Origin of the sequence: Celerinatantimonas diazotrophica, assembly GCF_004339545.1 — a bacterium.
GTDB lineage: Bacteria > Pseudomonadota > Gammaproteobacteria > Enterobacterales > Celerinatantimonadaceae > Celerinatantimonas > Celerinatantimonas diazotrophica.
The window spans coordinates 71,449-84,597 of the sequence record NZ_SMGD01000013.1; the positions used below are offsets into that span (position 1 = coordinate 71,449).

At 42.6% G+C, this 13,149-nt stretch carries 10 protein-coding genes; 7 read left to right on the plus strand and 3 right to left on the minus strand.

Going from position 1 to position 13,149, the window contains the following annotated elements; genetic code table 11:
* Positions 1-281: 281 nt before the first annotated feature.
* From EV690_RS09495 to EV690_RS09525, 7 genes are all read left to right on the plus strand, one after another.
* Positions 282-2,186: a glucose PTS transporter subunit IIA gene (locus EV690_RS09495; RefSeq protein ID WP_131912778.1), complete on the plus strand. Its 1,905-nt coding sequence runs from the start codon at positions 282-284 to the stop codon at positions 2,184-2,186.
* A 15-nt stretch (positions 2,187-2,201) separates the two neighbouring features.
* Complete coding sequence (locus tag EV690_RS09500) at positions 2,202-3,641, plus strand: 6-phospho-beta-glucosidase (protein ID WP_131912779.1); 1,440 nt, start codon at positions 2,202-2,204, stop codon at positions 3,639-3,641.
* Between the two features lie 58 nt (positions 3,642-3,699).
* A complete protein-coding gene (locus tag EV690_RS09505; RefSeq protein ID WP_131912780.1) occupies positions 3,700-4,698 on the plus strand; it encodes a LacI family DNA-binding transcriptional regulator in 999 nt (332 codons plus the stop codon).
* A gap of 506 nt (positions 4,699-5,204) precedes the next feature.
* Positions 5,205-5,684, plus strand: coding sequence for a diaminobutyrate acetyltransferase (gene ectA, locus EV690_RS09510; protein WP_131912781.1), 480 nt, complete (start codon positions 5,205-5,207; stop codon positions 5,682-5,684).
* 56 nt (positions 5,685-5,740) lie between these two features.
* Complete coding sequence (gene ectB, locus EV690_RS09515; protein ID WP_131912782.1) at positions 5,741-7,045, plus strand: diaminobutyrate--2-oxoglutarate transaminase; 1,305 nt, start codon at positions 5,741-5,743, stop codon at positions 7,043-7,045.
* Positions 7,046-7,127: 82 nt separating this feature from the next.
* Entirely contained in the window at positions 7,128-7,532 is a 405-nt protein-coding gene (locus EV690_RS09520; RefSeq protein WP_131912783.1) for an ectoine synthase, read from the plus strand.
* A 91-nt stretch (positions 7,533-7,623) separates the two neighbouring features.
* The gene (locus EV690_RS09525; RefSeq protein ID WP_224055016.1) at positions 7,624-9,081 is read left to right on the plus strand and encodes an aspartate kinase; all 1,458 of its coding nucleotides are present in this window, start codon (positions 7,624-7,626) and stop codon (positions 9,079-9,081) included.
* 634 nt (positions 9,082-9,715) lie between these two features.
* Here the strand turns inward: EV690_RS09525 and EV690_RS09530 are convergent.
* The 3 genes from EV690_RS09530 to EV690_RS09540 form a co-directional block, all read right to left on the minus strand.
* Positions 9,716-10,531: an endonuclease/exonuclease/phosphatase family protein gene (locus tag EV690_RS09530; RefSeq protein ID WP_131912785.1), complete on the minus strand. Its 816-nt coding sequence runs from the start codon at positions 10,529-10,531 to the stop codon at positions 9,716-9,718.
* Between the two features lie 702 nt (positions 10,532-11,233).
* Entirely contained in the window at positions 11,234-11,860 is a 627-nt protein-coding gene (locus EV690_RS09535; RefSeq protein WP_131912786.1) for a LysE family translocator, read from the minus strand.
* 190 nt (positions 11,861-12,050) lie between these two features.
* On the minus strand, positions 12,051-13,043 hold the full coding sequence (locus EV690_RS09540; protein WP_131912787.1) for an aldo/keto reductase: 993 nt from the start codon (positions 13,041-13,043) through the stop codon (positions 12,051-12,053).
* Positions 13,044-13,149 lie beyond the last annotated feature (106 nt).

Sequence of the window (13,149 nt, forward strand, 5' to 3'; positions counted from 1 at the left end):
CCTCAGTCGTTTTAAATAAAGTCAGTGGTGAGATAAAAACCGATATTTAATCGCCGCAAAGCCAAATAAATAGCAATAACCCCTTAGAGAATCACGTCTTTCAATGATGACTAAATATCATTGCTATCAGATTTGTGTGAAGCAGCTACGAGCTTTGGTAAAAACTGAAGAGCGTTTTTCGATCTGCCGCACAAGTTACTCTGAAACCGGTTGCAGAGACGAACATCATATCGCACATTGAAACCGGTTTCAAAGAAGTCATAACAGTGATGAGGGAATTCATGGCCAAGGTAAGAGATTACTCAAAACTTGCTCACGATATTCTTCGTGAAGTCGGTGGCGAAGATAACTTAGTGAGTATTAACCGCTGTGCAACACGTCTGCGGTTAGTCCTGAAAGAAATACCAGAACATGCAGTCGAGCATGTGAAACAACTGCCCGGGGTCATTACAGTGGTACTTGGAGCTGGCCAGTTTCAGGTGGTTATAGGGACCCATGTAGGTGATGTGTTTCAAACATTAACTGGGATGGTCGATGCCAGTTTAATGGCTAATGCAGAGTCCCCTAAGCAAGGGATCCTAGATTCGGTGATTTCGGCAATGGCCGCAATTTTTGCCCCAATCATCTATGTGCTGGCTGCTGCGGGGATCTTACAAGGCGGTTTAATTTTAGCCAAGTTAGCCTTCCCTTCATTTACTACAACAGGAGCCTTTGGCATCCTGAACTTTATCTCCTGGACGCCATTTACTTTCCTGCCTGTCTTTATCGGATTTACCGCCGCTAAACACTTCAAATGCAATCCGTTTATAGCGGTGTTCTGTTGCTGCGCGTTGATTAATCCAGAATGGGCAAAAATGGCCGCACAAATAGCCAGTGGTAGTAACATTTCCTTTGCCGGATTGCCGTTAGCTAAAACAGTCTACAACGCATCGGTGCTACCGCCAATCTTCTTAGTTTGGGCACTTTCCTATGTTGAACGCTTCGCTTGTAGAATTTTACCAGATGTCGTAACTGCGCTATTTTCTCCACTGATCTGTGTCGTCATTATGGTTCCGTTGACACTAGTCATTATTGGGCCAGTAACGACAGATGCTGCCGGGTGGATCGCCCATGGTTATAACTGGTTATACGATCTATTTCCACCTCTGGCTGCCGCGGTAATTGGCGGAGTTTGGCAAATCATTGTGATCTTTGGCGTTCACTGGGGGATCACGCCTGTCGTCTTAGCTAACTTCCAAGTTTACGGCCACGACTCTTTCCAAGCTTTCCAAACCATCGCAGTCATCGGCCAAATGGCCGCCGCTTTTGCTTGTGCCATTCGCAGCAAAAATACTGAGCTCAAAACCACTGGCTTTTCGGCTGGCGTCACCGGAATTTTCGGGATTACCGAACCGGCGATTTATGGGGTCACTCTGCGGCTAAAAAAACCGTTTATCTGTGGTTGCATCGGCGGAAGTATTGGCGCCATTGTGACCAGCCTATTTGGTTCTTACTATTACATTTACGCGGGACTACCCGGTATTTTAACCATGGTTAATGCTATCAGTTCTGAGAATCCGTCATCATTTATTGGCGAAGTCGCTGGTGCCGCGGTCTGCATTATTGTGACCTTTATTCTGGTGTTCTGGGTGGGTTTTGATGACCCGATTGAAGACAATGCAACCGATGAGGCAAAAAATGGCTCTGCAAGCGACGCTTCAGACGCTTCACCCGTGCTCGGTGCAACTCAAGAAGGAGCGACACTACTCAGCCCTGTGGCTGGCGAATTCATTCCATTAGAAAAAGTAAATGATGAAATTTTTTCGCAAAAAATGTTAGGTGATGGTATTGCGATTATTCCAAGCACCGGTGTCATTCAAGCCCCCTACGATGCCGAAATATCTTCAGTGATCGAGTCACAACATGCCGTTGGATTAACCCTCGCCAACGGTGCCGAACTGTTGATTCATATTGGCCTAGATACAGTAAATTTAAACGGCCAACATTTCCAGGCGGTAGTTAAGGAAGGTCAAAAAGTTAAAGCAGGAGACGACCTCATCTTATTTGAAATAGATGATGTACTTGCCGCCGGTTACGACATTACAACACCAATATTAGTCATCAATAATGACCAATATAAGGTAGCGCTCTTGGAACATGATGAAACCATTGCACTCGGTCAACCCATTTTACATATCGCTTGTTAATTTAAGGAGTTTAATATGCCTAATACATTACCTGATAACTTTCTCTGGGGGGGTGCAGTTGCAGCACATCAGCTAGAAGGAGGCTGGGATCAGGGCGGTAAAGGTATCAGTGTTGTTGATGTCGTAACGGCTGGGGCCTATGGACAACAGCGTAAAATTACCGATGGCATTTTGCCCAGTGAATCATACCCAAATCATGAAGCGATTGATTTTTACCATCATTATAAAGACGATGTGAAACTGTTCGCCGAGATGGGGTTCAAATGTTTCCGGACGAGTATTGCATGGACGCGGATCTTTCCCAATGGGGATGAAGAAGTTCCAAATGAGGCAGGCCTGGAATTTTATGATGCCCTGTTCGATGAGCTTTTAAAATATGGTATCGAACCGGTGGTGACTTTAAGTCACTTTGAAATGCCTTTGCATCTAGCTAATAAATATGATGGCTGGATGAGTCGCACCGTGTTGGATTATTTTGTTAAATTTGCCATGACCGTGATCGAGCATTATCAGCACAAAGTAAAATACTGGATGACTTTCAACGAGATTAATAATCAGAAAAACGTGGCAACTGACATTTTTGGCTGGCTCTGCTCAGGGGTAAAATTTCCGAGTAAAGAAAGGCCCGAAGAGGCAATGTATCAGGCCGTTCACCATCAATTTGTAGCCGCAGCAACAGTGGTGAAAAAAGCACATGCACTAAACCCTAACCTGCTAGTCGGATGTATGTGTGCCATGGTCCCCTATTATCCCTATTCATCAAATCCTGATGATGTGATGCTTTCTCAGGTAGCAATGCGTGATCGTTACTACTTCTCTGATGTGATGGTAAAAGGGCATTATCCGAGCTATGCCAAAAAAGAGTGGCAACAAAAAGGCTACAATATCCAATTTGCCGAAGGTGATGAATCCATTTTGGCCGAAGGTAAAGCCGACTATCTGGGTTTTAGCTACTATATGTCGAATACCATTAAAGCCGATGCCAAAACGACCAATGCTGGACTGATGGATGGCAGTAGTGAATACTCTGTTAAAAATCCGTATGTTAAAGCGAGCGACTGGGGCTGGCAGATTGACCCTGTAGGACTACGTTATACTTTAGCATCGCTTTGGGAACGCTATGAAGTACCAATGTTTATCGTTGAAAATGGCTTAGGGGCACTCGATGAAGTTGATGAGAACGGTTACTGCGAGGATGATTATCGCATTAATTACCTTAAAGCCCATATTGAACAGATGGAAAAAGCGGTTTCACTCGATGGGGTTGAGTTGATGGGATATACCCCTTGGGGTTGTATCGATTTAGTATCGTTTACAACCGGTGAAATGCGTAAGCGTTATGGGTTTATCTATGTTGATAAACACGATGACGGTACGGGAACACTGAATCGTTCACGTAAAAAATCATTTTACTGGTATAAAAACGTGATTGCCTCAAACGGTAGCAAACTTTAATGTAATAAACCGTTAGCCGGGAGCGGTCCCGGCTTTGGTCATAAAGTTGGACATAATTATGGTAACAATGCTTGATGTCGCAAAAAAAGCAGGAGTTTCAAAAGCCACTGTTTCTCGAGTTCTTAATGGCAAAAATATTGTCAGTGATGCAGTCAAAAAACAGGTGTTCCATGCAATTAAAGAGACTGGATATCGCCCAAATCTGCTAGCCAGACAGATGGCCACGCAAAAAACTAACCTGATTGGTCTGGTGATGACCAATGGGTTGTATAACGGGCCTTATTTTTCCTCTCTGGTTTATGCAGCGGCCTCATTCAGTGAAAAATATCAACATCAGTTGATATTGGCTGATGGGAAACACAGTGCAAACGATGAACGCCAAGCCATTGATTACTTGTTAGATATACGCTGTGCCGGGATTTTGATCTACCCCGAATACTTAAGTGCCCAAGAACTCTCTAAGATCATTACTGCCAGTAGCACCCCGATTATTGTCATTAATCGTGAACTAGCCGAATGTAGACAACAGTGTGTATTCATGGATCACTATCACAGCACTGAGTTGATGATGGATTATGTCATTGCCCAAGGGCATCGCCAGATTGCATTTATTAAAGGACGCGAACACTCTTCCAGTGGTCAGCAGCGCTATCAAGCCTATTGCGATAAGTTAGTCGCCAACCAGATTCAGTTAGAGCCAAAGCGCGTCGTCTCTGGAGACTGGTCATTGCAAAGTGGTTATGATGCAGTGCAAGAGCTATTAAGTCGGGATGTAACATTCTCGATGATCGTGGCTGGGAACGATGATATGGCCAGTGGTGCAATGAAAGCACTGCGAGAAGCTAACCTTCGGGTTCCAGAAGACGTGTCTATATCAGGTATTGATAATAGTCCATTTAGTCAATATATCTATCCTGCCCTTACCACTATAAACGTCCCAATCCAGCAAATGGTTGAACAAGGAATTTTACAATTAATTGCCCCAACAGATACAAAAGCGAATCAGTTAATTGAAGGTGAATTGATCATCCGTGATTCAGTTTTAAACATCGTATAATTTAGGCTGTAAAACTTCCGATCATTTTTGTCGATACAGCCCCCCTTCTTACAATTGATGTAACCGAAGACATTTTTCAAGGCTCATAGCCACCTCAGCCAATTCAAGATCAGCTAGTATTCTTACCTATCGACCTTAGTGTTTAAGCCATACCATTGCCTTTAATTTTAGGTCATTTCCACCATTTAAAGAGCAGCCCTTTTAGTTAAAGCACTAACCAATCCAACTAGAAAAACCTGACATCTTGATAACAAAAACAAAAATGAAAACCAAGTAAAACACCAAAAAATGTGACTAAAATCACTTAAAAATCAAAAAATATAAAAATAGCTACTTATTTCGGATTATGACTAGACATTATAAATGTTTAGTCTACTATATTTAGCAATCTAAACATTAAAGGGTGGATTACATCGTTATTTTATTTCTAACATAATGATTTAAATTATTTTTATGACATAAAATAATCGATAGCCCTCAAATAATTACAGCAGAGGAATTTTCAAATGCTCGACGACGTCGTGTTTAAAAAACCTACAATGGCTGACGGGTATGCAGTTAATCAGCTGATTAAAAATTCTCCACCACTTGATACGAATTCTAGCTACTGCAATCTTTTACAATGCAGCCACTTTGCAGACACTTCGATTGGTGCTTATCACGCCGAGCAACTGGTCGGTTTTATTAGTGGCTATAACCTTCCTCAACAACCGAACACATTATTTATATGGCAAGTTGCAGTCAGTCAAAAAATGCGTTCGCAACAGATTGCCAAACGAATGCTCCATGCACTGATTGCTCAGGTTAAGCCTGTCTTTATACATACAACCATTACTCAAGATAATGCCCCCTCTCGCGCCCTTTTTGCATCTTTTGCCAAAGCCAACAACACAATGATGAATGAACAACCATATATGGATAAAGACCACCACTTTAACCAAGAACATCCGAGCGAAGCGCTCATTGTCATTGGGCCACTGAACTAATTTACATCACTCATTATTCCCCCATCACTTATTTCAATTATACGAAAGGAGTCTTCATGACGATTTTTGACGAACTTGAATCATCCGTACAAAGTTATGCACGTTCATTTCCCTGCGTTTTTCACAGAGCGAAGGATGAATATTTATTTGATGAACAAGGGCGCGCTTATCTGGATTTTTTAAGTGGTGCTGGCACATTGAACTACGGACACAATAACGACATTTTTAAAAAAGCATTGCTTGAATATATCCAAGAGGATGGGATCACTCATGGTCTGGACATGCATACTCATGCTAAAGAAGCATTCCTAGAAAGCTTTAATCAGCATATCCTGCAACCCCGTGCTCTTGAATATCGGTTGCAGTTTACCGGTCCCACTGGAACCAATACAGTCGAAGCAGCCATCAAATTAGCCCGTAAAGTCACTGGACGAAATAATATTATATCGTTCACCAATGGTTTCCATGGCGTCACGCTTGGCGCTCTCAGTGCCACTGGCAATAGCCACCATCGTCAAGCCTCCGGCGTTTCGCTCTCGGGGAATACTCGAATGCCATTCGATGGTTATATGGGAGATGGCATCGATACTACCCAATATCTGGAAAAAGTGTTGAATGACGCCAGCAGCGGCGTTGACCTACCCGCAGCGGTCATTGTTGAAACCGTACAAGGCGAAGGGGGAATTAATGCCGCAAGCTTTGACTGGCTCAGATCGCTAGAAACACTGTGCCATCGCCATGACATACTTTTAATTGTCGATGACATCCAAGCAGGATGTGGCCGTACAGGAACATTTTTCAGCTTTGAAGGCGCGGGTATTAAACCTGATATGGTGACCTTGTCCAAATCAATCTCTGGATATGGACTGCCTTTAGCCTTACTGTTATTGCGTCCAGACTTAGATCAATGGTCTCCAGCTGAGCATAACGGCACCTTCCGCGGTAATAACATCGCTTTTGTGACGGCTAAGGCCGCAATTGACAGCTACTGGCAAGATGATCGATTAGCTCAGAATATCCAATACAAAAGTCATCTGATCAAAAACCGACTGGAAAAACTAGCTGAGCACTATGGTGAGGGGCAGTTTAAAGCCAAAGGTCGCGGTATGTTTCAGGGCATCAGCTGTGTCACAGGCGAGTTGGCCAGTAAAATCAGTCAAAATGCCTTTACCAAAGGACTCATCATTGAAACCAGTGGGGCCGACAGTGAAGTGCTCAAATGTCTATGCCCTCTAACAATCAGTACTGAATCACTCAATAAGGGGCTTGATATTCTCGAACAAGCCATGCGGGAAGTCCTTGTCAAAATCGACCAGATCCCTGAACAAAAACAATATCTTGACTACGACATTGCAAGCTAATTCAGCTTGAACTGGCTGATCATCATTGTGATTTTCGGCCAGCTTTCAGATGCATTCATATATCCAACCAAGAGGAAATCTGATGATTGTACGAACTTTATCCCAGTGTGAACAAACCGAGCGTCGCATTATCTCTCCCGATGGTAATTGGGAAAGCACCCGAATGCAGTTAAAAGATGATAATACGGGGTTTTCGTTTCATATCACGACGATTTATCAGGGAAAAGACTTTTACCTGCATTATAAAAATCATTTCGAATCAGTTTATTGCATCAGTGGTAAAGGCGAAATAGAAAGCCTTGAACAAGGGGACGTTTATCCAATCGAACCAGGCACACTGTATATTCTCGATCAGCATGATAGGCATATGCTCAGGGCATTCGAGGAGTTAAAACTCGCCTGCGTCTTCAATCCACCGGTCACCGGCAGTGAAGTACACGATAAAGATGGCTCTTATCGTCTAGAGAGTGCGCCTCTTGAGAGTTAACCCCCTAACCCCCAAACAGGCGATACACTCGCATAAATTTTATCGCCTGTTTAAAAACCACTCATTCTGTAAATAACGATGGAGATCCATTGTGCGAAACAGCCAACAGCTATGCGTTGAAAAAATTGGCGGAACGTCCATGAGTCAATACGAGAGCGTACGTGACAATATTATATGTGCTGCTCATCATCAGCCTCCGTACCACCGCATTATTGTTGTTTCAGCTTATGCTGGCATCACTGATCAACTATTAGAGTATAAAAAAAGCGGTCAACCTGGAATCTACGCGCTCTTTGCCAATGGCCAACAAAATGACGATGAGAATTGGCAAAAAGCGTTAAAAAACCTTGAGCAACAGATGCATGCGATTAACCGACAATTATTTATCTTTGATGAGCATCGGCTTGCTAGGGCAAATGCATTTATCAGTAAACGGTTAAACCGGGCCAAGAGTTGTTTGTTAGACCTTGTAAATCTATGTCGCAATGGCCACTTTTCACTTGCTGAGCATTTAGCAAATGTGCGGGAAATGTTAGCTAGTTTAGGTGAGTCTCACAGTGCCTGGAATCTGGTGGAATTACTCAAGCGCGATGGCATCAATGCTCGATTTGTTGATCTCACTGGTTGGCAAGACGGTAGTGCCGAAGACCTCGATGGTCGCATTGAATCCGCATTTAAAACGGTGGATTTTGCTAAAGAGCTAGCCATTGTAACCGGTTATGCACAAACCCAAAAAGGTCTGATGTCAACCTTTGACCGAGGTTATAGTGAGATGACATTTAGCCGCATTGCCGTTTATTTTAACGCCTGCGAAGCGATTATCCATAAAGAGTACCATTTAAGTAGTGCCGATCCGAAACTTGTGGGAAACAACAAAGCGGTTCCGATTGGTCGGACCAACTATGATGTCGCCGACCAACTGGCAAATTTGGGTGTCGAAGCCATCCATCCAATGGCCGCCAAAGGGCTACGCCAAAGCGATATTCCATTGCGGGTGAAAAATACCTTTGAACCCGAACATCCAGGCACTTTAATCACCAATGACTATATCAGTGATAAACCCTGTGCCGAAATTATCGCCGGTTGCAATGCTCTGTATAGCTTTGAAGTTTTCGATCAAAACATGACCGGTAACCAACTACACTATGAACGCTCTCTATTAAATTTAATCGACCGGTTTAATATGACCTTTATAGCTAAAGACTCGAATGCCAACACGATCACGCACTATCTACAAGGTAGTCTTAAACAACTCAAACGATTAACCAACGTCATCGAGCAGGAATATCCAGAAGCTCTGATCAATCAACAAAAAGTGGCATTAGTTTGCGCTATTGGCTCGGATTTACAGGCCACTGGGATCCTCGCCCGAACCACAGCCAGCCTTACCCGTAACAACATAGCCATCAAAGCAGTCCATCAGTCACCAAGAGAAGTCGATATTCAGTTTATCGTGCACCATGATGACTACCAAAGCGCCACACAATGCTTACATCAATGTCTAGTTGAAATTCATGATCATGGCCGCGCTATTTGCTTGGCATCGTGACTCATAGCTATTGATAAAACGGCAAGAACCAAATTGTCGACCTAAAAAAACCAGCCTGCACGACGATTCTATTTATAATCAGGAGAATCTGTGCAGGCGATATGAATTTAAAAAACAGGTATCCCTCCCCTAGGGACTGTTGACCTTTTGTGATTAGTTTTGCAGAAATCTGAGAGGGATTTAGGCAAGGCAAACGTTGTGCCGTGTAGTATTCTCCACAAAGAACGTTTAACGCTGGATAAATTCCTCTCAGATACTGCCCTTGGGGTTCATTTAAACGCATCCTGAACTTTGTTGCACCCTGCTTGCTTAACTCATTAAGCGACGCAGGGGACGCCGCGTTCAAAATGCGTTTAATTTGAACAAAATTCAACCACCAAAGGTCAACAGTCCCTAGGGTTTAGTCGCTCAACTACCAAATGTTCATCCAAGATCACGGCAAACGTCTCATTACAGCTTTATAAATTAGCACACACATTTTCAGCCCAAACAAATTAAACGAGCCGCTAAAAGTGGAAACACAGTCTATGCATTTCATAGTACCTTCAAATTAATCCAGCCTATTTATTGAACAGAATCATGCTCCCGATACGGAGAATGCCCTGGTTGGGTGCCCCTAATATGCAAATCAGATTTATTGCTTTAATTTAGCGATAATAAGGCAGTGATCGCTTAAGTTAAAATGTCGCGCTTCAGAGCGACTCGGCGCAATTTCTTGAAATGAATTTTCGATGTAGGCCGTGGCGGCTAATTGATTCATTAATATAAAATCTATAAATTGTTTATGCTCATTCATCCAGATTTTATGATGTTTACCTACTTTTTTATGCCAACAATGACTCGCCCCATGGTTGATCAAAATTAAATGGTTTTTCCGGTGTGAATCACCACCTTGTAATAGATGATAAAACCACTGCGAATGAGTGTTCAGCATACGCCGATTAAAATCGCCCAAAATAACAAAGCGTTGATGCTGTTGATTTCTTCTAGCTATCCATTGATGAAGTCGTTTTGCCTGACGAGCCAGCGTCTGACAGGCAAATGATGATGATTGTGACTGAGTAAAACAACCACTTCTTAAATGAATAGCTAACAACCGCAGGGACTTACCCGGGCCAGACTTCAACTCAACATCCACGGCATTTCGGAGTCGATTATTATAATTGACGTTTAAATTAAGATCCGAAAAACGCTTATAAACAAGATCCTTGCGTATTGCGAAACCGGTATATTGGCGCCATTTCCCCTCACTTGGCTCACGAGTGGCACGATGAGATATCTCAATAGTGTAGTCTTTCCCAACAACGTGTTGGATCGCTTGAATAGAGCCAACCTCAGCAAATGCCAAGACATCTATATGAGCTTGCCGGATATAGCGGTAAAGTTGATGATAATCCTTATTATCTCGCTTAGGCCCCATCGATGATAAGCCACCATCTAACCATTGCAAATTCCAACTGCCGATTACAAGAGGCTCAGCACAAACTCTACAACTCGAACAAAGAAATATGAAAATCAAAAAATAGCGCAATTGATATATCTACAAAACAATAATTTATTAAATTATCAATTATTTTATCATAAAAAAGCCTAACAAACTGACTCGTAATAATTTATAGCTATCAATAATGATAAGAATAACAATATTGAAAATAGAGATAAAAAAACCGGCTCAATGAGCCGGGTCTAATGAGACTATATAGAATATATCAACTTTAGTGATTGACATTATGAATGCAAAATTATGCTATCGTGTTACATATCAAAATTCATATAAAATTACTTTTATTTACACTACAACCAAATACTGCATTTACGATGACAATCTCAGTCTTGGCATAACCGTCGCTAGGGACTGTTGACCTTTGGTGGTTGAATTTTGTTCAAATGAAACGCATTTTTAACGCGGCGCCTCCTGCGTCGCTTAATGAGTGAAGCAAGTAAGGGGCAACAAAGTTCAGGATGCGTTTAAATGAACCCCATGGGCAGTATCTGAGAGGAATTTATCCAGCGTTAAACGTTCTTTGTGGAGAATAACTACACGGCACAACGTTTGCCTTGCCTAAATCCCTCTCAGATTTCTGCAAAACTAATCACAAAAGGTCAACAGTCCCTAAACACCGCCCAATCATACTCGCTAACAAGTTGGTGACTATGACTTAGACATCACAATTTTACCCGCCAACCCCACCAGTAATACTCCGGAGATACCTTGCATGACACGGTTGATTTTCACAGCTTTAGTGCCATTCAGCACGGCACTTCCAACAAAAGCGTATAGTAGGTTAACGAGTGTTGCCAGTACGCTAAAAGCAACGCCTAATACCAGTAATTGGGCGCTAATGTGGGTACTCTCTGCGCTAATAAACTGGGGTAAAAATGATAAGAAAAATAGCGCTACTTTCGGGTTTAGAACACTGACAACAATCCCCTGATAAAAAACATTTCCTACGGCTTTGTCAGTGCCTGCCAAATCCAAACGTGATTGTCCTTGGTACATTGCAATAAGTGATTTGATGCCAAGCCATAATAAATAAGCGGCCCCCAGCCACTTGATCATAGTAAATGCCAGCGCAGAACTAACAATGAGTGCGGATAAACCAATACAGGCGGCAAGAGTATGAACCATGTACCCACATCCCAGACCACAGGCAGCCTTTATTGCGCTTTTGCGTGATCCTTTGAGCATATTTGAAACAATATAAATAACATCAGGCCCAGGGATGAGATTCAGCGACAAACTCGCTAACATAAATAAAACAAAGGTATGAAGTGACATATGAAGTCTCTAAAAGAATATTCCAATATAGAAAATGAGCCACCTATTGCATCAAGGTTATAAACGGCATCAGTCATACCTAAAACAATGGCGCACTATGGCGCCATATACCTTCAACACTAATTTGGGCCACGAAGTTAGTTTTACTAGCTTAGCCTAAATCTTCTCTCAACTCAGCATTTTTGAATAGCTAGCGGTTGGTAAAGCGAGCAAATTCCTTCGTATAACGTTCACCTTTTACCTGTTCCCCCAGTCCATTCAGTAATGCTATTTCACTTTCACTCAAAGCTAACTTATCTGCTTGCGCATTATCCTCTATATGGGCAACTTTTCGACATCCGGGAATAGGAACAATTTGCTCTGCCTGTGCTAATAACCAAGCTAACGCAACCTGAGCCGATGTAGCTGACTTTTGCTTGGCCAGTTGAGCTACAGCTTCTGCTATTTTCTGATTATTAGTAAAGTTATCCGCCGCTAAACGCGGATCGCCCCACGAGCGAAAATCATCTTCCCCATAATCACTAGCAGGTTTAGCCCCCCCAGCTAAAAAACCTCGTCCCAGTGGACTGAAAGGAACCAAAGCTATCTCTAATCGCTTAAGTAGCGGTAATATATCTTCTTCAATATTGCGCTCCCACAGCGAATATTCACTCTGCAACGCCGATACAGGACAAACCTGATGTGCACGTTCTATCACATCAACGCCAGCTTCCGATAATCCGAAACAACGAACTTTCCCTTGTTGAATCAAATCACTCACGCACTGCGCAACCTCCTCAATCGGCACATCCGGATCCACTCGGTGCTGGTATAACACATCGATATGATCGCTTTTTAGACGAATGAGGCATTCATCCACCACTTTTTTAATGTGCTCGGGTCGACTATCTAGGCCACTTGATCGCGAACCTGATAAGTCAAAACCAAATTTAGTCGCAATCACGAGTTGATCACGATGCACCGCGCTTTTTTTAAGCCACCGTCCAAGTAACTTTTCATTTTCATAGGGACCATAAAACTCTGCGGTATCTAGCAGATTAATCCCTAACTCAACTGCTTTATCTAACGTTTGAAACGATTCCTGTTCATTGGCTTTACCATAGCCATGACTCATTCCCATACATCCTAAGCCAATCGATGAAACTTGAGGCCCGTGTTTACCTAATTGACGCATTTTTAACATTGGATTGCCCTTTATCGATATGTTTTCAGGAGAATAAGTATGCATGAACCATGACTATGTTTTAATATTTCATAATCTTAATGAATAATTAATATTTGGAAACATA

Excerpts from the sequence above, each read along its gene's own strand:
- EV690_RS09520 (WP_131912783.1), top strand. The coding sequence starts at position 7,128 with ATGATTGTACGAACTTTATCCCAGTGTGAACAAACCGAGCGTCGCATT.
- EV690_RS09535 (WP_131912786.1), bottom strand. The coding sequence starts at position 11,860 with ATGTCACTTCATACCTTTGTTTTATTTATGTTAGCGAGTTTGTCGCTG.
- EV690_RS09495 (WP_131912778.1), top strand. The coding sequence starts at position 282 with ATGGCCAAGGTAAGAGATTACTCAAAACTTGCTCACGATATTCTTCGT.
- EV690_RS09505 (WP_131912780.1), top strand. The coding sequence starts at position 3,700 with ATGGTAACAATGCTTGATGTCGCAAAAAAAGCAGGAGTTTCAAAAGCC.
- ectB (WP_131912782.1), top strand. The coding sequence starts at position 5,741 with ATGACGATTTTTGACGAACTTGAATCATCCGTACAAAGTTATGCACGT.
- EV690_RS09500 (WP_131912779.1), top strand. The coding sequence starts at position 2,202 with ATGCCTAATACATTACCTGATAACTTTCTCTGGGGGGGTGCAGTTGCA.
- EV690_RS09540 (WP_131912787.1), bottom strand. The coding sequence starts at position 13,043 with ATGTTAAAAATGCGTCAATTAGGTAAACACGGGCCTCAAGTTTCATCG.
- ectA (WP_131912781.1), top strand. The coding sequence starts at position 5,205 with ATGCTCGACGACGTCGTGTTTAAAAAACCTACAATGGCTGACGGGTAT.